19 protein-coding genes, 1 pseudogene and 1 other annotated feature are annotated in these 22,683 nt (G+C 63.2%); of the genes and pseudogenes, 8 read left to right on the top strand and 12 right to left on the bottom strand.

Annotated features, from left to right (window positions below; all coding sequences use genetic code 11):
• The first annotated feature begins 36 nt into the window (after window positions 1-36).
• On the top strand, window positions 37-1,473 hold the full coding sequence (locus AB4Z53_RS05960) for a DUF1254 domain-containing protein (protein ID WP_113539006.1): 1,437 nt from the start codon (window positions 37-39) through the stop codon (window positions 1,471-1,473).
• 36 nt (window positions 1,474-1,509) lie between these two features.
• Here the strand turns inward: AB4Z53_RS05960 and AB4Z53_RS05955 are convergent, their stop codons facing one another.
• Window positions 1,510-1,830 (bottom strand): low molecular weight protein tyrosine phosphatase family protein, encoded by a 321-nt coding sequence (locus AB4Z53_RS05955; protein ID WP_291150571.1) that lies wholly within the window; start codon window positions 1,828-1,830, stop codon window positions 1,510-1,512.
• Window positions 1,831-2,066: 236 nt separating this feature from the next.
• On the opposite strand from AB4Z53_RS05955, the gene AB4Z53_RS05950 reads away from it, so the two are divergent.
• Complete coding sequence (locus AB4Z53_RS05950) at window positions 2,067-2,834, top strand: adenylate/guanylate cyclase domain-containing protein (RefSeq protein WP_441595266.1); 768 nt, start codon at window positions 2,067-2,069, stop codon at window positions 2,832-2,834.
• A gap of 64 nt (window positions 2,835-2,898) precedes the next feature.
• Here the strand turns inward: AB4Z53_RS05950 and AB4Z53_RS05945 are convergent, their stop codons facing one another.
• From AB4Z53_RS05945 to AB4Z53_RS05935, 3 genes are all read right to left on the bottom strand, one after another.
• Window positions 2,899-4,383 carry a SulP family inorganic anion transporter gene (locus AB4Z53_RS05945; RefSeq protein ID WP_441595265.1) on the bottom strand — a complete coding sequence of 495 codons (1,485 nt, stop codon included), beginning with the start codon at window positions 4,381-4,383 and terminating at the stop codon, window positions 2,899-2,901.
• A 72-nt stretch (window positions 4,384-4,455) separates the two neighbouring features.
• Window positions 4,456-4,511 (bottom strand) — a sequence feature (sul1 is cis-regulatory element that is thought to sense ions involved in sulfur or methionine metabolism; They are found in Alphaproteobacteria).
• An 81-nt stretch (window positions 4,512-4,592) separates the two neighbouring features.
• Window positions 4,593-5,459, bottom strand: a complete 867-nt coding sequence (locus tag AB4Z53_RS05940) for a DUF3883 domain-containing protein (RefSeq protein ID WP_291150578.1) — start codon at window positions 5,457-5,459, stop codon at window positions 4,593-4,595.
• Between the two features lie 180 nt (window positions 5,460-5,639).
• Window positions 5,640-6,041 (bottom strand): GFA family protein, encoded by a 402-nt coding sequence (locus AB4Z53_RS05935; protein WP_291150579.1) that lies wholly within the window; start codon window positions 6,039-6,041, stop codon window positions 5,640-5,642.
• 309 nt (window positions 6,042-6,350) lie between these two features.
• Here AB4Z53_RS05935 and AB4Z53_RS05930 point away from each other — a divergent pair, with 309 nt between their 5' ends.
• A complete protein-coding gene (locus AB4Z53_RS05930; protein WP_441595264.1) occupies window positions 6,351-8,441 on the top strand; it encodes a GAF domain-containing protein in 2,091 nt (696 codons plus the stop codon).
• 300 nt (window positions 8,442-8,741) lie between these two features.
• On the top strand, window positions 8,742-9,938 hold the full coding sequence (locus tag AB4Z53_RS05925) for a TCR/Tet family MFS transporter (RefSeq protein WP_441595263.1): 1,197 nt from the start codon (window positions 8,742-8,744) through the stop codon (window positions 9,936-9,938).
• A 79-nt stretch (window positions 9,939-10,017) separates the two neighbouring features.
• Here the strand turns inward: AB4Z53_RS05925 and AB4Z53_RS05920 are convergent, their stop codons facing one another.
• The 5 genes from AB4Z53_RS05920 to AB4Z53_RS05900 all read right to left on the bottom strand — a co-directional run bounded on the left by AB4Z53_RS05920 (window position 10,018) and on the right by AB4Z53_RS05900 (window position 15,154).
• Complete coding sequence (locus AB4Z53_RS05920) at window positions 10,018-10,464, bottom strand: GNAT family N-acetyltransferase (protein WP_441595262.1); 447 nt, start codon at window positions 10,462-10,464, stop codon at window positions 10,018-10,020.
• A gap of 413 nt (window positions 10,465-10,877) precedes the next feature.
• Entirely contained in the window at window positions 10,878-11,594 is a 717-nt protein-coding gene (locus tag AB4Z53_RS05915; RefSeq protein ID WP_441595261.1) for an RES family NAD+ phosphorylase, read from the bottom strand.
• Window positions 11,572-11,976, bottom strand: a complete 405-nt coding sequence (locus AB4Z53_RS05910) for an antitoxin Xre-like helix-turn-helix domain-containing protein (protein ID WP_291150591.1) — start codon at window positions 11,974-11,976, stop codon at window positions 11,572-11,574. The genes AB4Z53_RS05915 and AB4Z53_RS05910 overlap by 23 nt, the downstream gene beginning before the upstream one ends.
• Window positions 11,977-12,142: 166 nt before the next feature.
• On the bottom strand, window positions 12,143-14,017 hold the full coding sequence (locus AB4Z53_RS05905) for an adenylate/guanylate cyclase domain-containing protein (RefSeq protein ID WP_441595260.1): 1,875 nt from the start codon (window positions 14,015-14,017) through the stop codon (window positions 12,143-12,145).
• 87 nt (window positions 14,018-14,104) lie between these two features.
• Window positions 14,105-15,154, bottom strand: coding sequence for an aldo/keto reductase (locus tag AB4Z53_RS05900; RefSeq protein ID WP_441595259.1), 1,050 nt, complete (start codon window positions 15,152-15,154; stop codon window positions 14,105-14,107).
• Between the two features lie 239 nt (window positions 15,155-15,393).
• On the opposite strand from AB4Z53_RS05900, the gene AB4Z53_RS05895 reads away from it, so the two are divergent.
• Both AB4Z53_RS05895 and AB4Z53_RS05890 read left to right on the top strand, forming a co-directional pair.
• Window positions 15,394-16,371, top strand: coding sequence for a SphA family protein (locus tag AB4Z53_RS05895; RefSeq protein ID WP_441595258.1), 978 nt, complete (start codon window positions 15,394-15,396; stop codon window positions 16,369-16,371).
• A gap of 158 nt (window positions 16,372-16,529) precedes the next feature.
• Window positions 16,530-17,024: a hypothetical protein gene (locus tag AB4Z53_RS05890; protein ID WP_441595257.1), complete on the top strand. Its 495-nt coding sequence runs from the start codon at window positions 16,530-16,532 to the stop codon at window positions 17,022-17,024.
• A gap of 60 nt (window positions 17,025-17,084) precedes the next feature.
• Here the strand turns inward: AB4Z53_RS05890 and AB4Z53_RS05885 are convergent, their stop codons facing one another.
• Window positions 17,085-17,765, bottom strand: coding sequence for a glutathione S-transferase family protein (locus AB4Z53_RS05885; RefSeq protein WP_441595256.1), 681 nt, complete (start codon window positions 17,763-17,765; stop codon window positions 17,085-17,087).
• Between the two features lie 346 nt (window positions 17,766-18,111).
• On the opposite strand from AB4Z53_RS05885, the gene AB4Z53_RS05880 reads away from it, so the two are divergent.
• Window positions 18,112-20,070 (top strand): elongation factor G, encoded by a 1,959-nt coding sequence (locus tag AB4Z53_RS05880; protein ID WP_441595255.1) that lies wholly within the window; start codon window positions 18,112-18,114, stop codon window positions 20,068-20,070.
• Window positions 20,071-20,114: 44 nt separating this feature from the next.
• On the opposite strand, the pseudogene AB4Z53_RS05875 reads toward AB4Z53_RS05880, so the two are convergent.
• Both AB4Z53_RS05875 and AB4Z53_RS05870 read right to left on the bottom strand, forming a co-directional pair.
• Window positions 20,115-20,546: pseudogene (locus AB4Z53_RS05875) on the bottom strand (nuclear transport factor 2 family protein).
• 84 nt (window positions 20,547-20,630) lie between these two features.
• Entirely contained in the window at window positions 20,631-21,536 is a 906-nt protein-coding gene (locus tag AB4Z53_RS05870) for a LysR family transcriptional regulator (protein WP_441595254.1), read from the bottom strand.
• Window positions 21,537-21,780: 244 nt separating this feature from the next.
• On the opposite strand from AB4Z53_RS05870, the gene AB4Z53_RS05865 reads away from it, so the two are divergent.
• Window positions 21,781-22,569 carry a transporter substrate-binding domain-containing protein gene (locus tag AB4Z53_RS05865; RefSeq protein ID WP_441595253.1) on the top strand — a complete coding sequence of 263 codons (789 nt, stop codon included), beginning with the start codon at window positions 21,781-21,783 and terminating at the stop codon, window positions 22,567-22,569.
• Window positions 22,570-22,683 lie beyond the last annotated feature (114 nt).

The following is a 22,683-nucleotide window of genomic DNA, read 5'->3' as shown; positions in this document are numbered from 1 at the left end:
CTTTCTTGCCGCCATGAAGGCAAGAGGGAGGCGAACATGGATATGACACGTCGTGCCGTCGCTTTGGGCGGTGCCGGTCTGCTGGCAACGGTATCATTTTCACATGCGAATGCTCTGGAATCTCCGCTGATCGATCCCATCGAGGCGGCTGACGATTTCTGGTTGGCCGTCGAAGCCTATATCTACGGCTATCCGCTGGTGACCACCGAAATGACCCGCCGGGTCGTCACCAATGTCGAACAGCCCGAAGGAACCAAGGGCCCGATGGGCCACATCATCAAGCTGCGCGAATATCCGAACGCATCCTTCAAGGACGTCACGGCACCAAACGCCGATACGCTCTATACGACCGCCTTCGTCGATGTGGGCAAGGAGCCCTGGGTTCTGTCGATCCCCGACATGAAGGATCGCTACTTCCTGTTTCCGATGCTCGACGGCTGGACGACGGTGTTCCAGGTGCCTGGAAAACGGACGAGTGGCGATGGCGCGCAGTCCTACGCAATCACCGGGCCCGGCTGGCAGGGCACCGTCCCTGATGGCGTCACCGAATACAAGTCGCCGACGAGCATCGTCTGGATCCTCGGCCGTATCTATTGCGACGGCTCGCCCGAAGACTACAAGGCGGTTCACGCGCTGCAGGACGAATGCAAGCTGGTGCCGCTCAGCGCCTACGGCAAGGATTGGACTCCGCCACCGGGCAAGGTCGATCCGCACATCGACATGAAGACGGCGGTGCGCGAGCAGGTCAACCGCATGGATGCGGTTGAGTACTTCACGCTGCTTTGCGAGTTGATGAAGACCAATCCGCCGACGGCCGCGGACGGAGAAGCGATCGCCAAGTTTGCCCAGATCGGCATCGTGCCCGGCAAGGATTTCGACAAGAGCAAGCTGGACGCCGCCTTCGTCTCGCGCATTCCGGTAACCGCATTCCATCGCATCATGCTGCATTTCAAGTTCAGCGATGGCGATATTCAGGAGATCAACGGCTGGGGCTTTACCACCAAGACCGGCATCTACGGGAACGGCTATCTGCAGCGCGCACTGATCACGGCAATCGGGCTGGGCGCCAATCGCCCGCAGGATGCGATCTATCCGACGTCGCTGAAATCCAAGGACGGGCTTTTCTCCCGGGCCTATAACGGCGCCAACAAATACGTCGTCACTTTTCCGAAGGGGCAGTTGCCGCCGGTGCGCGGCTTCTGGTCGATCACCATGTATGACCAGAACTATTTCTTCGTCGACAATCCGCTCAACCGCTATTCGATCAGCGCCCGCGTGAGCCCCAAGACCAATGCCGACGGATCGACCGAGATCTATATCCAGAATGAATCACCCGGCAAGGACAAGGAGGCCAACTGGCTGCCGGCGCCGAAGGGCAAGTTCATCCTGATGATGCGGCTCTACTGGCCGGATGACAGCCCGCCCTCCATTCTCGACGGTTCCTGGGTCATCCCGCCGGTCAAGAAGGCTTGAAGACGGACCGGTTCGAAAACGTCGGCATCGGCGACGCTAGAGATAGGGCGGGACCTTCACCTTCAGGAGTTGGATGAGGGCCGGCTCCATGAACGCATAGTCGTCGGGAATGTGCAGGCAGATGAGCCGCTTGTTCTTGAGAGCGGCTCGATATTTTGCCTGCACCTTCGTGCGGTGGGCGCGCTCCATCACGAAGATAATGTCGGCCCATTCGATCTGCTCCGCCGACAGCGGATTTCCGGCGTCGTTGTTGGTGCCGGCCGATGAGACCTCGATATCCGGCCAGTCGGCGAAAACCTGCTCGGCGGTGGGGCTGCGAAGCTTGTTCTGGCTGCAGACGAAGAGAACGTTTTTCATCGGGGTGACGGGCCTTGCCTGAAGCGGAAGGTGACGGCGATACCACCTGTGCGCGCAGGCGTCCATGCGATGGGGCGGCGGCGCGTCGAGAGAGGGGAAGGCTGCGCGGCCAAGTGCGTGTATCGATGGCCGGCTTTCGCTGACCTCAGGTTTTTCCAGCCGTTGCTAAAACTTGCCAAATGGCAGAAGCTTCTTTCACGCCCCTCGGGCCCAGTGAGCCGGAGCAGATGCAGACCATGACAGAAGCTTCTACTACCCAGCCGACCCAACGCGGCGACGCCCGCATCTGCCGGGGATGCTGGGATCAGATGCATGTGCCGATCCCCATTCGCGGGCCCCTGGCGCTGCCGTTTCGTGCCTTCGGCATCACCCGCAGCAAGATGAACCCGAACATCTGCACGATTTGCGAACGCTCCTTCCGTTATGTGAAGAAGCAGAGTCACGTTGCGGCAAGCGCGACCATTCTCTTTGCCGATATCCGCGGTTTCACCCATCTTTCGGAGAGGATCGAGCGCATCCGCCTGAGCGAGATCGTCAGCCTGTTTCAGGACCGCTGTGCGCAGGCGATCTGGGCGCATGACGGCATCGTCAACAAGCAGATGGGCGACGGCCTGATGGCGATCTTCAACTTCCCGATTATCCGGAAAGACCACGCCGAGGCGGCGATCCTGGCGGCCCGCGAGATCCAGCGGCTCTGCGCGGCCGCCCTTGGCAGCCTGCAGCTCGGCGATCTCAAGGGAGAGACGCTCGGCGTCGGGGTCGGCATTCACACCGGCGATGTCGAGATCGGCGAATTCTCGACCTTCCGCAGCGATTTCACCGCGATCGGCGGCACGGTCAACCTGGCGTCCCGGCTCGAATCTCAGGCCGAGGCGGGCGAAATCCTCGTCTCGCCCGAAACCGCGGCCGAGGCCCAGGCGCTGACGGTCGGCGCCGGAACGCGGTTGCTCGTGCTGAAGGGCATCAACCAGCCGGTTGAGGCGCGGGTGCTGGCGACGCACTGACGGGACCGGGGGGAGCGACAGCGTCGCACCGCCGGTGTGCGGCAAGCGGTGCCGGCCTTGCCGGTCAATGCAGGGTGGCGCTTGCTGCCTGCCGTTCCTCCTTGTCGTGCAACGCAAAGCGATCGACCATGTCGGCGCTCGCCTCGTTGAAGCCCAGCACCTCGACCTCGACGCCGAGGCGGCGGAACTTGATCACGACCTTGTCGAGCGCGCCGACGGCGGTGATGTCCCAGAGATGGGCCGTATTCAGATCGATCACCACCTTCCGGGCCACGTCCGCGAAGTCGAATGACTGCACGAAGCTTTCGGCCGAGGCGAAGAAGATCTGGCCCGACACGCGGTAGGTCGTGGTGCCGGCGGTTTCCCCGCTCCTGGTCACGCTGAAGAGTTTTGCGACCTTGCCGGCGAAGAAGATGCCGGAGAGAAGCACGCCTGTGATGACGCCCTTGGCGAGATCGTGCGTCGCGACGACCGTTGCGACCGTTGCCAGCATGACGACGGATGAGGGCAGCGGATTGCGCCCGAGATCGAGGATCGAGCGCCAGGAGAAGGTGCCGATCGAGACCATGATCATGACTGCGACCAGGGCCGCCATCGGAATGATGCGCACGAGATCGTTGAGAACGACGATCAGGAACAAAAGGAACGCTCCGGCCACGAAGGTCGACAGCCGGCCGCGGCCGCCTGACGTCACGTTGATGACGGACTGGCCGATCATGGCGCAGCCGCCCATGCCGCCGATCAGTGCGGAGGCGATGTTTCCGGCACCCTGGCCGATGCATTCCTGGCTCTTGTTGCTCGGCGTGTCCGTCATGTCGTCGACGATCTGAGCGGTCAGCAGCGATTCCAGCAGGCCGACGGCCGCGAGCGTCACCGAATAGGGCAGGATGATCTGAAGGGTTTCAAAGGTGAGCGGCACCTGTGGCAGCATGAAGAAGGGCAGCGACGAGGGAAGCTCGCCAAGATCGCCGACCGTGCGCAGGTCCATGCCCGTCCACCAGGCGATGAGCGTGAGCACGGCGATAGAGACCAGCGGCGAGGGCACGGTCCGGGTGACGAAGGGAAAGAGATAGATGATTGCCAGCCCGGCGCCGATCATGAAGTAGGTCTCGACCGGGACGCCGATCAGCTCCGGCAGCTGCGCCATGAAGATGAGGATCGCCAGCGCATTGACGAAGCCGGTGATGACCGAACGCGATACGAAGCGCATCACCCGGCCGAGCTTCAGGAAGCCGGCTGCGATCTGGATGATGCCCATCAGGATCGTGGCGGCAAAGAGATACTGGAGCCCGTGCTGCCTGACGAGCGTGACCATCACGACTGCGGTTGCGGCGGTCGCCGCCGAAATCATGCCCGGACGGCCGCCGGTGATGGCGGCGACGCAGGCGATGGCAAAGGAGGCGTAGAGCCCGACCTTGGGGTCGACCCCGGCGATCACCGAGAAGCCGATCGCTTCCGGGATGAGGGCGAGAGCGACGACGATGCCGGAGAGGATGTCGCCACGGATGTTGGAGAACCACTCCTGACGGTAGTTTGAAAAAGCGCGCATGGGAAAAATTTCACAGTTGAATGCAACGGGCCGAGGGGGCTCGGTCCTGTGGGTACAGAAGTTGCGTTGCTGTGTTGTCTGGCGGATCGGCGGCCAGAAGAGCCACCCGGAGTTTCACCGGGTCCTTGTGGATGGCCCTTCGTAGCGAAGAAACCGAGCCCGCGCAACAATCGCTGCCGGTAAAGGCAAGTGCGTTGGCGAAAGCCTACTCAGTGGAAGCTCGCCTGATAGCTGGTCGCTATCAGGGAGATATGAACGTCAAGAGGCGGGCGCAGTTCGAAGGCTCGCGGATGGCGCGAGAAATCATAGAGACGGAGGAGACACCATTCCTGGCGTCGCATCTCGGCCACCTCAAGTTCGTTGCGGGAAATATGGAAAGGTGTTCGTTCCCAACCGTTGGTGGTCTTTACCTCAATCAAACGCACTCGCCCATCCGGGGTAAAGCTTGCGATGTCATAACCCGCGCCATCGCCATCTTCCTGGGCCACCCATCGAACCTGGCGGGCCAGATCCTGGCGGCCGCTCTGTTGTAGCTGCAGGCGTTCATGATGGAGTACGCGCTCTTCCCCAGCGCGGCCAAGGGCGCGATTGCGTTCGTCTCTCCCGGCCACATCGAAACGCCGTGCAACCGTCTGCATCTGCGTCAATTCAGCGGGTGGTGGGGCATTGTGCAAAGTGGGCGCGACGCCGATGAAAAGCGCAGGTGGCTCCGCAACACCGGGCACAAGCTCGGGGCCAAGGGCGCTATCCCATTGCGGATGTCGGGCCAACCATCGGGATATCGCCTCTGCCAGCGACATCTGAAAATTGAAACGCGGCTGGTAACCGCTGAGGATAGGAAGGCCAAAGCCCTTTGCAGCTGCCGAAATGTTGCAATGTTTGAATTCTATCGAGCCGCGACTTTTTGCGAGCTCTCCCTGGAGAACCCGGTTTTGCAGGGCCTTGTTGTAAGGGCGACCGGAAAGCTCGTCGCTCAGCATGGAAAAATAGGCCGCGACGATCGCGTCATTTTCCTCATCTGTCCAATCCCCTGCGCCCATGCTCGCCAGGCTACGCAGCGCACTGGTATCTGTCATCCGAAGAAAATGCGCTGCGGCCTGCTTCTATGTCTTCATCCCCCGAAATTGAGTGCCTCAACCCATGGCTGAGGCGTGGGACCAGGGCGCGAGGACCTTAGACGTTGCCCAAGCATCATCGAGAGGGTTTGATCACATGCGCCGGCCGCTGTGAGGCGATGTGTCGACGACAGCCACGCGTTACGCCCAAAGATCGCGCACGCATTTTCCCCGGGACGGCAGGTCCTTGAAGGTGTCGAAGCCGTCAAAATGGTCGATGGGGAGATCGGCGACTTGCTCCAGTTCCGCCAGCCTCAGATTGACGGCCATGCGCCGGCGTCCGTGTTCGTCGAGATGCAGGCTCCGCCAGGCGACGACGCCGGCGCAGGTCGGGCAGAACAGGATCTCGAGCGAGGGGGTCTTCTCGTCGGCGCGGGTGTAGGAGGTGGTTTTCCCGGTCACGCCGATCCGCTCGCCTTCGTAGTCATAGGCCCAGAGCGTGCCATAGCGGCGGCAGAGCGTGCAGTTGCAGGCGGTGATCGATCCGGGGTCGCCTTCGAGTGACCACTTCGCGTTGCCGCAATGGCATGAGCCTTTCAGCATGGTGCATCGATCCCGTTGTTGAGGTGGAGGGATACTGCGCCGGTTGGCCGGTGGCTGCAATGCTGGCCTGTGACGAGCAGACACTGCCGAGCCTGACGTCGCCGCTGCGACGTCAAGCGGAACGAACTGCCGGTCTCGGCCGTTTTCGGCCAAGGGCGGGCCGAAATGGTATATAGAGAGGGAAGCGCAGAGGCGCCCGAATGGCGCTTTGACGACCCCGGCGGTCCTTCGTCCGGACTTGCCGCAAGCGTCTCTGCCACGATTGCCGCTCCGCCCTCGGGCCCAGGTCGAAAAGGGAGCGCCTCGATTATGAACGACGACGCAAGCCTGTCTCTTGCGGCTCATGAAGAGTTCGAGCGCAGCAGTGCCTGGTTGACCGGGCAGATGGAGGCGTTCCAGGCCGCCGTCAACGGCGCTCCGCTTTCGGCGTCGCTCGATATCCTGATCGCGCTGGCGCTTCGTCAGGTGGCCGGGATCGCGCACTGCGCCTTCTATATCGCCAATACCGACGGCACCGAGCTCAACTATGTCACGGGCATGCCCGATGCCTTTGCGGGCGGGGTCAACGGCTTCAAGCTCGGGCCGAGCGCGCTCGCCCACGGCCTTCCCATCGATTTCGGCAAGCCTCTCATTACGCCCGACGTGGAAAACGAGCCCAGGTGGAAGCCCTGGCTGTGGCTTGCGCGGGAATCCGGCTATCGCGGCTGCTGGTCATTTCCGGTCGAGACGGCTGCGTCCAAGGTCGTTGGTACCTTCGCCATGTTTTTCGCAGAGCCGCGGCAGGCGACCGCGGACGATCTGGCCGTTGCCGAAAACCTGACGCACACCGCCTCGATGATCATCGCGCATCATCAAAGCCGGCAGCAGATCAGTGCCGAGCTGGAAGACAGCGAGCGGCTGCAGGCCATCAGCCTGGAACTGATCAAGGACGGACGGCCGGAGGCCGTCTACGAGACCATATTGGACGGCGCCGTCGGCATCATGCGGTCGCAATTCGCCAGCCTGCAGATGTTGCATGCCGACCGGGGACCGGGCGGCGCGTTGAACCTGCTTTCCCATCGCGGCTTCAGCGACGAGGCAGCGCAGTTCTGGCAATGGGTTCGCCTGGGCTCCGGATGCACGTGCGCGCGTGCGCTTCACACTGGAAAGCGCGTGATCGTGTCCGACGTCGAGGCTGCGGAATTCATGCGGGGAACCGCGGACCTGGTGGCCTATCGGCAGGCGGGTATCCGCGCCATTCAGACGACCCCGCTCTATTCCCGTGGTGGCGCGATCATCGGCATGCTGTCGACGCATTGGGAGCAGGTTCACGAGCCGACGGAGCGGGAGCTGCGCCTGCTGGACGTGGTGGCGCGCCAAGCGGCCGACCTGATCGAGCGCGAAAAGGCGGAGATGGCGCTTCGGGCGAGTGAGGAGCGGCTGCGAACGGCGGTGGAGGTAGGCGGCCTCGGCCTCTGGGACTGGAATGTCCTGACTGGAGACGTGCATTGGAGCAGCGAGCACTTTCGCATGCTGGGCTATGGCGTGGACGAGGTGACGCCGAGCTATGAAAACTGGTCCGCGCGCATTCACCCGGACGACCGGGCGGAGACCGAAGCCCTGCTGGAGCGGGCGCAGGCGATGCGCAGCGAGTTCGTCACGGAGTTTCGCACGAAGCACCCGGATGGCGCCGTTCGCTGGCTGCAGGGGCGCGGCCGCTTCTTCTACGATCAGACTGGGCAGGCGGTGCGCATGGTGGGCGCCATGACCGACACCACCGAGCGGCGGGAATGGGAAAACCGCCAGAAGGTGCTCGTCGCCGAGCTCCAGCACCGCACGCGAAACCTCATGGCGGTCGTCAGGGCCATTGCCGAGACCACCGCGCGCAGAGCCAGGGACCTGCCGGATTTCTACGCCCATTTCCACAGTCGCCTTTCGGCGCTGGCCAGGGTTCAGGGCCTGTTGTCGCGCCTGACCGACCAGCAGCGTGTGGCTTTCGATGAGCTTATCCGGGCGGAACTGGCGGCGGTGGATGCGGATATGGGCCGCGTGCGGCTTGAAGGCCCCGCCGGCGTGAAGCTGCGTTCATCGACGGCGCAAACGCTGGCGATGGCGCTGCATGAACTGGCGACCAACGCCGTCAGGTATGGCGCCCTGGGACAGGCCGGCGCCACGCTATCCGTTCGCTGGCGCATCGACGCCGGGCAGGACCAAAAGCTCTGGCTTCACTTCGACTGGCACGAATACGGCGTGCGCATGCCGCCTGCAGCCGAAGCCGGCGCGGGCACGGGACACGGGCGCGAACTGATCGAGCGGGCGCTGCCCTATCAACTTCAGGCAAGATCGAGCTTCACCCTCGCGCCCGATGGCCTGCGCTGCACCATCTCCATGCCGGTCTCCGAACTGAACATGGCTCGGTGAGGAACGCTTCCAGGCGTTGTCTGCCGGCTCGTGCGGCAATATTGTGGGGCTTGCCGCGTTCCGCCATCCGGTGTTAAGTGCCTGCCATCGCGAAAAGCGACTGCCTCCCTTGATCCGCTCAGTGGCGGAGTAAACAGGTGGACGAATTCCCGTCCAGGCGGTCAAGCACACGCCATCCCTGCTTTTGAGCACGGATCGGCCAGCGTTTCCCAAAACCCATCGCCTGCATCGTCAGGTCACCCAATCGCAAGGCATCGGCGCCTGTTGGCGTGCGCGTGCTTGCGTCGATCGGAACGCATCATGAAGAAACCTCTCATCGTCATTTTTACGGCCATCGTGCTCGATGCCGTGGGCATCGGCCTTATCTTTCCCATCCTGCCTTCGCTGCTGAAGGAGGTCACAGGGGCCGAAAACGTCGCGCCCTATATCGGCACCATGACCGCGCTCTACGCCGTCATGCAATTCATCTTCGCGCCGGTTCTGGGCGCGCTCAGCGACCGGCTGGGCCGCCGGCCGGTGCTTTTGATCTCGCTTGCCGGTGCGGCCATCAACTACCTGTTCCTGGCCTTTGCGCCCAATCTCTCAATGCTCTTCCTCGGCCGTGCGATCGCCGGGCTGACAAGCGCCAACATGTCGGTTGCGACCGCCTATATCACCGACATCACGCCCGAGGATAAGCGCGCCCAACGCTTCGGCCTGTTCAACGCCATGTTCGGCATCGGCTTCATCGTCGGACCGGTTCTCGGCGGCGTCGCCGGCGATCACTGGCTGCGTCTGCCGTTCATCGCCGCGGCGGTGCTGAATGGCTGCAATCTGGCTCTGGCCTATTTCGTGCTGCCGGAGTCGCGCACACCGAGCCGGGAGAGGATCGACCTCGATGCGCTCAGCCCGCTCAAGCCGCTGCGCTGGGTGTTCTCGGTCAAGAGCGTGCTGCCGATCGTCTTCCTCTTCCTGGTCTTCAGCGCCACGGGCGAGGCCTATGGCACCTGCTGGGCGCTCTGGGGCAGCGAGACGTTTCAGTGGAACGGCTTCTGGATCGGCCTGTCGCTCGGCGCCTTCGGCGTCTGCCAGACGCTCGCCCAGACGTTTCTACCCGGGCCGGCGGTGAAGCTCTTCGGCGAGCGCGGCGCCATTCTGGCGGGTATCGCCGGCGTATGCCTTGCGCTCACCGTCATGGCCTTTGCGACCGAGGGCTGGATGATCTTTGCGATCATGCCGGTCTTTGCGCTCGGCGGCATCGGCGTGCCGGCGCTGCAGTCGCTGGCAACCCGGCAGGTCGACGAGAGCCAGCAGGGCCAGTTCCAGGGTGTGTTGGCCTCGGCCGTGAGCCTCGCCTCGATCATCAGCCCGCTCGCCTTTTCGAGCATCTACTTTGCCGTTCGCGAACAATGGCCGGGCGCCGTCTGGCTGTCCGTCGTCTTCGTCTATGCGCTGGGCGGCTTGCTGGTGCTCGGCCTGCGCCTGACGAAGCCGGTGGCGGCCCCGGTCGCGTCGTAGCGCGCCGAGGGCAGGGTTATGGTACGCGGATGGGACCGGATTGATCCGATCCGCGCCGAGCGGGACGCAGCCCCGTGGTCTACTTCGACGTGCGATTCAGCCACATGACCTTTTCCTCGCCGAGCATCATGCCGGTCTCGCGGAAGCCGAACCGATGATAGAGGGCGTAGGCGCGGGCGTTGTCCGGGTAGACGCCGAGATAGATGTCGCCGCATTCGGGGATCGTGGCCATGTGGTCGAGCAGGGCTGCCAGCGCCTTGGCGCCATAGCCCTTGCCCTGATGGCGGGCGTCGATCATCAGCCGGTAGATCCAGTGATTGCCGTCATCCGGATCGAGCGCATACATGGCAAAGCCGACGGGGGCGCCCTCGGCAATGACGGCAAAACCCACGCATTCCGGGCGCTCGGCGAGTTCTTCGAGAGACTCCTCATTGCTGGCGATGAAATTCATCTGGTTTTCGTGAACGTCGAGCTTTCGGATGACGTCGGCATCGACGGCATCGACGGGCAAAAGTGTAATCGTCATTCGTTCCTCATGGTCGACGCTTTGCTTCCCGGCCGCCCTGCCGGCGCCTTCTCATCACGGGTGGGGAGAAGGGACGATGCGGCGCTCGCAGCGGCCACATCCCAAGCCTGGAGAACGCGCCGGTCGCGTCGCAGCCTACGCGAAACGGGCGGTCGTCAAGTGGAACGTGGTGCAGCCGTTTTCCTCTCCTGGCAGCCTAAGAGAGAGTGAGGCCTGGCTTCCAGGCGCCGGCGCATATCCAGCGGGGCAAAGGCGTCAATAACAATTTGATTTATAAGTGGTTTCTATTCAGGCCGAATCCGGCCGCGGCAAGTGTAGCGCGGGAAACCGGAAAGGCGAGCCCTTGTCGAGGATGCGCATTGCGGGAACATTGCGGACCGCTTGGCGGCTCTGCGGTCACGCCGGTTCGCCGCTCAATTCTCGTCCAGAATGCGCGGCTCGGGCGTGCCCGACCATTGAAAGGTGATGGTGCGGCCCTGGCGGACGTTCTGGATGACCGAGGGGCGGAAGACGGCGAGGCACTCGCCTTGCTGATCGCGGGCGGAGGGATAGATCAGGCCGTTGCCGCCTTCGGCAAGAATGGTGGCGGCGAGCGCCTGGCCGGCGGGGTAGGCGACAGCCGTATCTGGGGAGAGATAGGCGGCATCCTTTTCGCCGCGCACATCATGGAAGCGGCAGGTGAAGCCGGCGATCAGTTCGCGGTAGCGGCCGATATCGTGGAAGCTGCCGGCTTCGCGGAGCGCCCGGGCGCGGTGGTAGACGATCTCCGTCTGGCAGGTCTGAAGCGCGCGCGGGCCGAAGGCGCAGTACCAGGCGCCACGTTCCTCGCCGTTGAAGCGGTTGCCCGGCGGGCGGGCATGGCAGAAGGCGGCATTGATCAGCGACCAGCCATAGCCGAAGGTCTCGTTCAGAAGCTCGGCCGGATCGACGCCGGCGGGCAGGGCAAGCGGGCTCAGCCGCGCCGAGGTCATCGCCTCCAGCCGGTTGAGGATCTCGACCTCGTCGTCATCGTCCGCCAGCGGCTTGACGGCGGGCTCGGTAATGTAGGCGGTCGAGATCAGGCGGACGGTCGCCGGCTCGTTGAAATCGATCTCCGGGATCATCAGTTCACAGGCCGCCGCGCAGGCCATCGAGGTAGCGCCGCACCTTCAGCATCATCGGAATGCCGCCCTCGATCATCAGCTCGACCGGTGAATGGCCGGCAAACAGCGGCCCGGTGTTGACCGCCTTCGGCCACTGGTAGGTGAGCGGTCCGTTGAAGAAGAGGCGCAACCCCTTGAAGATGCCGACGATCAGGCTCGCGCGCATGCGCTTGTCCTGGTCGAGCTTGCCCTTGAAGTCCCCCGCCTTCATCCGGTTCCAGGTGGCGATCGGCACATCGAAGAGCTGGGCGGCCTCCCTGTTGGTGAGATGCCAGAGGTCACAGGCCTTGACCACGGCCTTGACGATGACGGCCTCTTCCTGGCGGGCCGCTTGCCTGTCGGGGGCGAAAGCCGGTTGAGTGCTGGCCATGGTCGTCTCCTATGCGGTGACTGCGTGTATCATATGATATGAAATGGCGATCTTGGGCGGGAAGTCAAGGGGCAATGGCGATGTTTGCTGTGCAGGGTGCTGCCGAAGGGATATCGGTGGTGAGGCTCGGCTTTGTCCGGCATTCGGTCGAGGTCAATCCAACTCGTCAATTCAGGCCGGCACGGGCTAGTCCCTCGATCAGGCGCGCCCGATCCTCGGCGCGCACGAAAGACGATGTTGCTCCGACAGCGTCGCGTGAGATGTCGGGAACGATCGATTTCAGCCGTCCGAGCAGGTCCTTGGCAGCCTCCTGGTTGTCCAGAAGCCCGGCACAGGCCGTGCCGATGATCAGCGGAACCGCGTGGCCGGATCGCAAGCGATGCGCCTCTCGCGCGTAACTCAACCCAAGCTCGTAATTCGCGCCCTGGAAATGGGCCATGGCGTAGTAAAACTGAAAGTCGCCGAGAAAAGCCTCGCGCGGGCTCAGCCTGAGGGCGTAGTCGATGCAAGGAATGGCATCCGCTGCGCGGCCCCCGTTGGCATGCGCAAGTCCCAACTGGCCGTGTGCAAACGCGGAGTTGGGATTGATCGCGACAGCCTGGCTGATTGCCGCCATTGCCAGAACATTGTCACGCGTGGCAAAGGCGATCATCGCCTGCGCAAGGTAGGTCCACGGTTCCTTGTCGTCCGCGGCAATGGCTTGCTGGACGAAATCCCTGCCAACGGCCAGGGCGTACCCCATGTCCTCCCACCCCTGGAACGCGCGCCACATGGTAATCCAGCCTTTCATGGCGAGCGCCTGGGCATAACCGGGAGCCAGTCCGATTGCCCGATCGAGCAGGGGGAGCATCTTTTCGCTGCTCTCCTCAGACAATTGCGAACATAGGAACACTGCCCGCACGACACATTCCCAGGCATCAAGGCCGTGATGCGGCTTGGGACTTTCGCGGGCATGCTCTGCCGCGAGCAGTTCCGGCCCGATGCGGCCGACGACGCTTGCGGTGATTTCGTCCTGAATGGCAAAGATGTCGCCGAGGTCGCCGTCGTACCTCTCGGCCCAGAGATGGACTTCGGAGGCCGCATCGATGAGCTGCGCGCTCACTCTCATCCGGTTGCCGGCCTTGCGGACACTCCCCTCCAGAATATAGCGGACCCCGAGTTCGCGCCCGATGGCGCGCACATCCACGGGCTTTCCCTTGTAGGTGAACATCGTGTTGCGGGCGATCACGAAGAAGCCCTTGAGCTTGGACAGCGCGGTCGTGATGTCCTCGGTGAGCCCATCGCTGAAGAAGTCCTGCTCCGGGTCGGCGCTCATGGTGTTGAACGGCAGCACGGCAATGGATGGTCGGTCCGGAAGTGCGGGCCTCGGTGATGCCGTTTGTGCGGTCGTCCTTTCCAGAACGGGGCGGTACAGCCGCACCGGCCGGTCCATGTTCTTGAGCGCGCGTTCGCCGAGATACTCGTAGTCGCAGTCAAGCTTGCCCTGGAGGTGATCGTAAGCCGTGCCGGAGATGCAGATGCCGCCTGGATCCGCCACGGTCTGGAGGCGGGCGGCGATGTTGACGCCATCGCCGTAGAGATCCCCATCAACCTCATGGATCACATCCGCGAGATTGACGCCGATCCGAAAGATGATGCGTCGCTCCCGCGCGATATCGGCCTGGTTCTCGGTTACCCCCTTCTGGATGGCGACCGCGCACGCCACGGCATCGACGACCGAGCCGAACTCCACGAGCGCACCGTCGCCCATCAGCTTGACGATCCGGCCCTGATGCTCGGCGAGCAGCGGATCGATCACCACCCGGCGCAGATCCTTGAGAGCCAACAACGTCCCAGCCTCGTCATGTTCGACGAGGCGGGAATAGCCGACGACGTCAGCGGCCAGGATCGCGGCCAGCCGCCGCTCTGCTCTTGCAGTTGCCATGGCTGTCTCCCCCTCAGGAGATCCGCCGAATGAACCCCAGGCGATTGACGCGACATGCACAATCCGGCTGCCCGACACCGCGACCGCGCCGGTTGATGATACCACCGCGGCGGTCATCTGGCGACGCTACAGGAGTGCCGCCTTCAATGGCACTTGCTCCATAGTGCCGAAGGAGCGTTGGCGGGCCGGATAGGGAACCGCCCTCTACAGATGCGGCCCCAGCAGCGACAGATCGGCCTCGCCGAGACGGTCCTTCGCGGTCCAGAGCTGGTGCCAATAGGGGTAGATCACCGGCGGCAGGCTGACGGCGTCGAGCAGTTCGCGTTCCTCGTCGGAGAGCTTCAGGTTGGCGGCGGCGAGGTTGTCCGAGAACTGCGCATCCGTGCGGCCGCCGATGATGACCGAGGTGACGCCCTTGCGGCCGATCAGCCAGGCAAGCGCCACTTGCGCCGGCGACACGCCGCGCTCGCCGGCGATGGCAACGAGCATGTCGACGATCTTCCACAGCCGCTCTTCGTCGCGGATCGGCGGCTCCTTCCAGCCGGCGAGCTGGCGGGTGCCCTCGGGCGTTTCGTTTCGGCGGTGCTTGCCGGAGAGCAGGCCGCCGGCAAGCGGGCTCCAGACGAGCACGCCGAGCCCCTGGTCGATCGAGATCGGCATCAGCTCGTATTCGGCCTCGCGCGCCTCCAGCGTGTAGTGGATCTGCTGGCTGACGAAGCGCTGCCGGCTTTCGAGCGCACTGATGCCGAGCGCCTTCATGATGTGCCAGCCGGAAAAATTGGAGCAGCCGATGTAGCGAACCTTGCCGCTTCGAACGAGGCTGTCGAGCGCCTCCATCGTCTCTTCAAGCGGTGTGAGGCCGTCCCATTCATGCACCTGGTAGAGATCGATGACGTCGGTCTTCAGCCGCTTCAGGCTCGCCTCGCAGGCGGCGATCAAGTGCTGGCGCGAGAGGCCGCCGTCGTTGGGTCCAGGCCCCATGGAGAAACGCGCTTTGGTTGCAACCAGCACGCCGTTCTTGCGCTTGCCGCCGAGCACGTCGCCGATGATCTCCTCGCAGGCGCCGGTCGAGTAGATGTCGGCCGTGTCTATCAGATTGACGCCGGCATCGAGGCAAAGATCGACGTAACGGCTCGCCTCCTTGAGGCCGACGTTGCCGACCTCTGCGAACTTGCCGAGCCCGCCGATGGTCATCGTGCCCATGGTGATCGTGGAGATTTTCAGGCCGGAGCGGCCGAGCAGCCGGTATTCCATGGTCGCGGGTCCTTTGCTGGTGCAGGCAGAACGGAACGGGGACGCAAGCCACCGTTGTGGATCAAGCCGAGCGTGATACTGGCCGTAAGGTAAGCAGCGTGTTCCGGCCGGGCAAGGTGTATACGCCTGCAACACCTTGCAAACGGATGTTCACGCTTGGTGAGGCTCCTGTTTCTTAGGGCTGGCTTGCACACGGTGAAATGGTATCGTCCCGGCCGAGAGATGAGGGGAATCACTCGATGAACGTTGCGAAGCGTCTGCTGTCCGCGTCGGCAATCGTTGCCAGTCTGTCTTGCGTTGGTGCGCCTTTGACGGCGAATGCGGCTGAAAACGGCGCCGGCTTCTATCTGCTTGGTGCGCGTGGCCCGATGGCCGGCCTGCTGGCACCGCCCGGGCACTACATCCAGAACGATACCTATTTCTATTTCGGCGAGCTCAAGGGCAACAAGCAGCTTCCGCTTGGCGGCGAGATTGTCGGCGAAGTCGATGCGAAGCTCTTTGGCGACTTCGTCACCGGTCTCTGGGTCCTGCCCGAGGAGGTGATGGGCGGCAATCTCGGCTTCACGGCGATCGTGCCTTTCGGCGGCCCCAACGTCGAGGCCACGCTTTCCGCCCCCAGGGCCGGCCGCTCGGCCTCTGTCAGCGACTCGATCTTCACGATCGGCGATCCCGTGTTCGGTGCCGTCCTCGGTTGGCACGAGGGCGATTTTCACTGGACGGCGAACGCCACCGTCAACGTGCCGATCGGCGATTACCAGAAGGGTCAGCTCGCCAACCTGTCGTTCAATCGCTGGGCGGGTGACTTCACGCTCGCCGGCACCTGGTTCAATCCGGAAACCGGCCTCGACCTTTCGGGTGCGGCGGGCTTCACCTTCAACGGTGAGAACCCGGCGACCGATTATCGCACGGGTACGGAATTCCACGCGGAATGGGCGGTCACCCAGCACTTCAATCCGGAATTTTCCGCCGGTGTCGCGGGCTATTTCTACCAGCAGGTGACTGGCGACAGCGGCGCCGGCGCAAGGCTCGGCCCCTTCAAGGGCCGTATCGCCGCGATTGGCGGCACCCTGGGCTACAATTTCAAGATGGCCGAGACGCCGGTGTCGCTGACGCTGAAGGTCTTCCAGGAATTCGGCGCCAAGAACCGGCCGGAAGGTACCGCCGGTTTCGTCACCGTTGCCTTCCCGATCGGCACGCCGCCGGCGCAGGTGAAGTAAGCTTCGTCAGCATCTGCGCCGGCTCTTTCGGCCTCGGGCGCAGCCGGAGTTGCTTTGTCGCCGGATCGGCGCATACTCTCGTTATCGCTGGGCTGTGCTAAGGGCCCCGGCGGCTGGAAGATCACTCGCGCTTTCGCCCCAGTACAGGAGGTCGAGCGTTGTCTTCCGCGAAGATGCTTCTCCCCCACGAAATGAACGAGATCGATCAGATCTTCGGTGACATTCTGCGTGAGCGCTGCCTGTCGCGAGATTGCGAGGCCGCGTCCACAATCGCAAAACGCATCTTCAATTGTTACCAGCGGGGAATCCGCAAGGCGACAGCCCTGAAACATACGATCGGTTTCGAGTTGAGATCGGTGTCTCGGGAAAACGCTGACAAGCTTGTCCACGGGAGCCGGGAGGGCTTGATACACGAGATCGCAGGCGAAGTGGACGGCCAGATCAGCCCGGACGAACTCGACATGCTTCAACGCACCTTCGATCGGGTGTGCATCTGGTGCAACATCCCACGTTATGGAAAGCGCGCCGATCGGCTGGCGCGCCAACTCACGGGCCAGTTCCGCAGCGGCATTTCCGACGAGACGGCTTTGTTCGAGAGCGCCATGTGGCTGGAGCAGCACTTCGGCGCCACATGGCGCCGCTCGGATGCCTGACTTCAACGCGATACGGCGACCTTTGCGCGTCTGACGCGGGCTGTAGGGTGAATTGCGCGCCTACATATCGACAAAGCGCGGCGGCATCAGGTTCCTGTATGGGAACATGTGGAAATAGGGCCGCGCTTCGGCGAGCACGCGGCGCACGGAGGCGCGCTCCAGCAGGCGTTCGAAATAGGCGGCGAGGTGCGGGTATTTCTCATCGAAGGGCTCGACGATGCCGCCATAGAAAAGCGCGGGCGTCGCGGCGCAATCGGCAAGGCTGAAGGCATCACCGGCGGCGTATGTGTTGTCAGCGAAGTGCTTGTTGGCCATRCCATAGGCAAGGCCAAGCGCCGCGCGGGCGTCGCTGACGCCGCGGTGGTCGTTTTCGCCGGATGCGCGCAGCGTGTCCGTGACGATCTTCTGCATGGGCACATGGATGTAGAGATCGAAGAAGCGATCCCAAAGCCGCGCCTTCAGCGCGGTGTCCTGATCATCGGGGATCAGCCGCTGGCGGCCGGGATAATGGCGATCGAGATATTCGATGATGATCGACGTTTCCGGCATCACGACGTCACGGGCGCTATCGGTGAGAACCGGCATCTTGCCGACCGGCCAGAGTGCGGCGAAGCGCGCTGCCTCCTCCGGATCCAGCAGATCGACAAGGCTGCTCTTGAAGTGCGTCTCGTTCTCATAAAGCGCAATCAGCACCTTATGGCAGAAGGATGCGAGCGGATGCTGGTAGAGTGTGAGGGACATGCGGAGGGTCTCCGGTTCGGACGGGTCCAATGGGCCGATGGCGTTGCGATAGAACTAGCGCCACGCTTTCGATTGTCGATCTCGATAAATGATATAATTTCACAACCGGTTTGAATAAACAATCGGATTTGACGCCGAACGAAGCCGATAAATGCGGCGGCGGGCGCCGGATCTGTGCCGATTTTGCGCACAGCCATTGAAAGCGCAAAAGCTGCCCTAGAATTAATAGAGGGAAGGGTGTCGTAACGCTCGGCGCCTCTACGGCACCGCGTCTTCATCAGGCGCGCAAAGGTCGCCGTAGTCCTTTGATCTGCTGCATGTCAATCGCGACAGGGGAGGATCGCCGATGCGCTGCTTCACGGTACTTGGGCCCTCACAGACCGGAAAGACCACGCTGGTAGAAAAGCTGGCCGGTTTGGAGGGGGCCTCCAGAAAAGCTGTTTCACCCTATGGACTGAACCTCACGGAATTCGAGTTTGGCGGCGAACCCTGGTGCGCGCTGGATGCGCCCGGCGGAACCGAGGCGCTGGGCCATGCGCAGCATGCGCTGATCGCCAGCGACGCCTGTGTGCTCTGTGTCTCGCCGACGCCGGAGGAGGCGGTGCTGGCGGCCCCCTACCTCAAGGTCATCGAGGCTTCGGGCACGCCCTGCATTCTCTTCATCAACCGCATGGACGAGCCGCGGGCGCGGCTGCGCGACGTGATCGCGGCGCTGCAGGACTATTCCGGCCACATGCTGCTGTTGCGCCAGGTGCCGATCCGCGAAGGCGACAAGATCGTCGGCACCTGCGACCTGATCTCCGAGCGTGCCTGGCGCTACCGTGAAGGGCAGACTTCGGCGCTGGTCGAGATACCCGATACGGTGATGGAGCGGGAGAAGGAGGCGCGCGCCGAGCTTCTCGAACATTTCTCCGAATTCGACGACTGGCTGCTCGAAGAACTGATCGAGGATCGGGCGCCGGCGAGCGACACGATCTATGCGATCTCCACGCGGCTCTTGAAGGAAAACCGGATCATTCCGGTGCTCGTCGGCTCTGCGAGCCACGCCAATGGCATCCTGCGGCTGATGAAGGCGCTGCGCCACGAGGCGCCTGATGTCGAGGCGCTGCGAAAAAGACTGGCGGCGGCCGGCCCGATGGCCGAGGCAGCGCTTTCCGCCGTGAGCTTCCACGCTTACCACCGCGCCAATGTCGGCAAGACCGTGCTGGTGAGGGCGCTGACATCGGGGATCAAGCAGGGCTCGACGCTCGGCGGCGGCAGCCTCGGCTCGCTGCAGGACCCGGCAACCGGAAAGCCGCTGCCGAACGCAACGCCAGAGGCGGGCGCGATCATCGCGGCGGTGAAATCCGAGCACCTGCCGGTGCCGGCGCTGCTTGCCGCCAATGCGACCGCCGAGGCGCCGGACTGGACGGTGCCGCCGACGCCGATGCTGGAGCGCATATTGGTGCCCGACAGCGAGCGCGACGAGACCAAGCTTTCCGGCACGCTCGCCAAGCTCGCCGAGACGGACCGCGGGCTTGCGGTCATGCAGGAGGAGGGAACGGGCGCGCAGCTCGTCTGCGTGCAGGGTCCGATGCATCTGCGCGATCTCTGCAAGACGCTCGCCGACGTCTTCCATGTCGGCGTCACCGACAAGTCGCCGAGCCCGACCTATCGCGAGACGGTGCTGAAACCTTCCGACGTGCACTATCGACACCGCAAGCAGACGGGCGGCGTCGGGCAGTTCGCCGACGTCAAGCTCAGCGTGCACCCGAACGAGCGCGGGGCCGGCTTCTCCTTTGCCGAGACGGTGAAAGGCGGGGCGGTGCCGCGCAACTTCATCCCGGCGATCGAGGCCGGCGCCCGCGAGGCGATGGAGAAGGGCCCGCTCGGCTTTCAGGTGATCGATGTCGGCGTGACCTTGACCGACGGCCAGCACCATTCGGTCGACAGCAACGACTTCGCCTTCCGCGCGGCCGCCAAGATGGGCGTGCGCCAGGCGCTGTCGCAGGCTTCAGCCGTGCTGATGCAACCGGTCATCCGCATCGAGATCCACATCCCCTCGATCTATTCCGGCAGCCTGGTGCCGATCGTCTCCACCTACAAGGGCCAGGTGCTCGGCTTCGACCGCGACGAGACCGCCAAGGGCTGGGACATCTTTCGCGCCCTGGTGCCGGGATCGGCGCTCGACGATCTCGCCCGGGCGCTAAGGGCGGCCACACAAGGGATCGGCTACTTCTCCAAGAGCTTCGACCATTTCGAGGAGCTCTACGGCAAGGAGGCGGATGCGGTGATCCATGCGCATGGCGCGCAGCATGCGGGGTGAGGTTCTCACCATCGTCGCTGCCGGCGCGCCACCGGCAGCGGATGTCAGATGATGCCGTGCTCTTTCAGCAGTGCCTGCTCGTTGCCGGAAATCCAGCCGAAGACCTTGGCTTCTCCGCTAAGCACCTGCACGAGATAGTGGACCTCGAACTCTATCGCCGTGTCCGGTTAATCCTTGCGGGCATAGGTGGCGGTCCAGGCGGCGTGGGCGAGGCAATGGCAATCGTCGATCGGCGAAAGGCGGAGACCGCGAAGCTTCATCGCCTTGGTTCCAATCGCCCGGTAGTGCGCGTAGCCCTTGGCCATGACGTCAAGCAGGCGATCGTCGTTCTTGCCCGAATTTACGCCTGCCGGGGAGGCGGCAATGAAATCCGAGGCGTAGAGGTTTGCGACCTCCTCGAGCTCTATCTCGCCCGCGAGTGCGCGTTTGAATGACTTTTCGTAGCGTGCGAACAGGGACCTTACGGCTGCTTCCATCGGATTGTTCTCCCGGGTCAGGTTTTGTTTTCCGCTCAAACGGTTGGAACGTCCCAATGGTTCAACGGCTCCGGTAAGGGTGCGTCAGGCCACCTTGTCGTCGCTGATCTGCCGCTCGCGCTCCTCGATCTCCGCGATCAGCCAGTTGAGAAAACTTTTCGTCACCGGTTTGGTGCGCAACAGTTCCTCCTGGCAGACAAACTGGTAGGTTTCGGCCGGTTCGTAGAAGTGGTCGTGCACCAGGCAGATCTGGCCGGTCTTCAACTCGTATTCCACCATGGTGCGGTCGATCAGCGCCACGCCCTGGCCCTCCTTCACCGCCTCCAGAATGATGTGCTGGTCGTCGAAGATCAGGTCCTGGTGGCTGCGCGGCAGCGCCAGACCCGAGGAGGTGATCCAGCTTTGCCATTCCGACAATGCGCGGTAGTGCAGCCGGTTGCCGGAAAGCAGCGCCCGCTTGTCCTGCTGCCTCTGCCAGAGTTCGCGGCCGCAGACGGGTACCAGACGTTCGCGCAACAGCTTGCGGGCGAAGCGGCCGGGCGGCGGCTGCAGGCAGTAGTTGATGATCACGTCGGCCGGGCCGGTGCCGGCGGTGATGGTTTCGAGGTGGGAAAGGTGGATCTGCACCCCGGGATTGGCGGCGAGGAACTCCGAGATGCGCGGCGCGATCACCTTCATCGAGAAAAACGGCCCGACCCGCACCCGCAGGATCTTGTCGCTCGTGCGTGGGCGGATGTGCTGGACGACGCCTTCGAGATCGTCGAAGGCGCGCTGGCAGGAGGCGTAGAGCAGCCCGCCCTCCGGCGTCAGTTCGACGCCGTGCTGCTTTCTGACGAAGACCCGAAGGCCGAGGTTGAGCTCCAGGTTGCGGATCTGGTGGCTGATCGCGCCCTGGCCGATGCAGAGTTCGTCGGCGGCCGCCGTCAGGCTGCCATTGCGCGCGGCCGCCTCGAAGGCGCGCAGGGATTTGAGGCTCGGCAGATCACGCATCCGCTTCTCCGGGTTCTGGATCGCCGGCAGCCTAGCATGAATTTTTTCGATGTCTGGAATGATTTCTTTCACATTGCGAAGGACGGCCGTCTTGCGCATTGTCGAAGCATAATAAAGCAAAACGAAAACTGAAATCGGCCGAAAATCCAGGCAGTTTCGCGCAGATGGGCATGTCGGGTGCGACCCGAATGTCATTGCGGTTGAGGCTTCCTGTCCGGCCGAAAGGAACGACAGAGGGAACGAGATGATAAAGAAGTTCATGGCCGCATCGGTCATTGCCACGCTGTTTATGGTCGGCACCGCCAGCGCCGAAACGCTGGCGATCGGCACCGAGGGCGATTACGCGCCGTTCAACTATGTGACTGCGGCCGGCGAGATCAAAGGTTTCGACTACGATATCGGCCAGGCGGTCTGCGCCGAAATCAAGGTGGACTGCGTCTGGAGCACCAACGAGTGGGCGGGAATCATCCCTGCGCTTCAGGCCAAGAAGTTCGACGTGATGATCGCCTCGATGGCGATCAATCCGGATCGCAAGACGCAGGTCGACTTCACCAACCCCTATTACTTCAACGCCATGCGGTTCGTCGCCCGCAAGGATCTCGGCCTCAAGGACATCTCGCCTGAGGCGCTGAAGGGCAAGGTGATCGGCACGCAGTCCGGCTCGGTCGCGGTCGAGGCGCTGCAGCAGTTCTTTCCGGATAGCGAAGTGAAGCTCTATCCGACGATGAGCGAAGTGTTTCTCGACATGGAGAACGGCCGGCTGGACCTGATCCTCGAAGGGCAGATGGCCTTTACCGAGTGGCTCGCCAAGGAAGAAAGCGGCTGCTGCGCCTTTGTCGGCGAGAGCTTCGTGCTCGACACGGCCGAGGGTAACGCCATGGCGGTGCGCAAGGGCGACGCGGCGCTTCTCGCCAAGCTCAATGCCGGCCTGAAGACGATCATGGAAAACGGCACCTACGACAGGATCCGCAAGCAGTATTTCGACTTCGACATCATGGCGAAGCCGAAGACTACGAGCGAGTATTTCCGCTGAGCTTTGCGGCCCTGCCTGCCGAAGTTTGAGGTTCTGCCCCTCATCCGGCCTGCCGGCCACCTTCTCCCGGATTGGCGGGAGAAGGGACAGTGTGGCATCCGCTCGCTCCACTCT

The sequence above is a fragment of the Ensifer sp. 2TAB8 genome, assembly GCF_052115125.1.
Lineage (GTDB): Bacteria > Pseudomonadota > Alphaproteobacteria > Rhizobiales > Rhizobiaceae > Ensifer.
The sequence above is the reverse complement of the archived record's forward strand: the minus strand, read 5'-3'. Positions and strand labels throughout refer to the sequence as shown.

Excerpts from the sequence above, each read along its gene's own strand:
- AB4Z53_RS05960 (WP_113539006.1), top strand. The coding sequence starts at position 37 with ATGGATATGACACGTCGTGCCGTCGCTTTGGGCGGTGCCGGTCTGCTG.
- AB4Z53_RS05955 (WP_291150571.1), bottom strand. The coding sequence starts at position 1,830 with ATGAAAAACGTTCTCTTCGTCTGCAGCCAGAACAAGCTTCGCAGCCCC.
- AB4Z53_RS05950 (WP_441595266.1), top strand. The coding sequence starts at position 2,067 with ATGACAGAAGCTTCTACTACCCAGCCGACCCAACGCGGCGACGCCCGC.
- AB4Z53_RS05945 (WP_441595265.1), bottom strand. The coding sequence starts at position 4,383 with ATGCGCGCTTTTTCAAACTACCGTCAGGAGTGGTTCTCCAACATCCGT.
- AB4Z53_RS05940 (WP_291150578.1), bottom strand. The coding sequence starts at position 5,459 with ATGACAGATACCAGTGCGCTGCGTAGCCTGGCGAGCATGGGCGCAGGG.
- AB4Z53_RS05935 (WP_291150579.1), bottom strand. The coding sequence starts at position 6,041 with ATGCTGAAAGGCTCATGCCATTGCGGCAACGCGAAGTGGTCACTCGAA.
- AB4Z53_RS05930 (WP_441595264.1), top strand. The coding sequence starts at position 6,351 with ATGAACGACGACGCAAGCCTGTCTCTTGCGGCTCATGAAGAGTTCGAG.
- AB4Z53_RS05925 (WP_441595263.1), top strand. The coding sequence starts at position 8,742 with ATGAAGAAACCTCTCATCGTCATTTTTACGGCCATCGTGCTCGATGCC.
- AB4Z53_RS05920 (WP_441595262.1), bottom strand. The coding sequence starts at position 10,464 with ATGACGATTACACTTTTGCCCGTCGATGCCGTCGATGCCGACGTCATC.
- AB4Z53_RS05915 (WP_441595261.1), bottom strand. The coding sequence starts at position 11,594 with ATGGCCTGCGCGGCGGCCTGTGAACTGATGATCCCGGAGATCGATTTC.
- AB4Z53_RS05910 (WP_291150591.1), bottom strand. The coding sequence starts at position 11,976 with ATGGCCAGCACTCAACCGGCTTTCGCCCCCGACAGGCAAGCGGCCCGC.
- AB4Z53_RS05905 (WP_441595260.1), bottom strand. The coding sequence starts at position 14,017 with ATGACCGCCGCGGTGGTATCATCAACCGGCGCGGTCGCGGTGTCGGGC.
- AB4Z53_RS05900 (WP_441595259.1), bottom strand. The coding sequence starts at position 15,154 with ATGGAATACCGGCTGCTCGGCCGCTCCGGCCTGAAAATCTCCACGATC.
- AB4Z53_RS05895 (WP_441595258.1), top strand. The coding sequence starts at position 15,394 with ATGAACGTTGCGAAGCGTCTGCTGTCCGCGTCGGCAATCGTTGCCAGT.
- AB4Z53_RS05880 (WP_441595255.1), top strand. The coding sequence starts at position 18,112 with ATGCGCTGCTTCACGGTACTTGGGCCCTCACAGACCGGAAAGACCACG.
- AB4Z53_RS05870 (WP_441595254.1), bottom strand. The coding sequence starts at position 21,536 with ATGCGTGATCTGCCGAGCCTCAAATCCCTGCGCGCCTTCGAGGCGGCC.
- AB4Z53_RS05865 (WP_441595253.1), top strand. The coding sequence starts at position 21,781 with ATGATAAAGAAGTTCATGGCCGCATCGGTCATTGCCACGCTGTTTATG.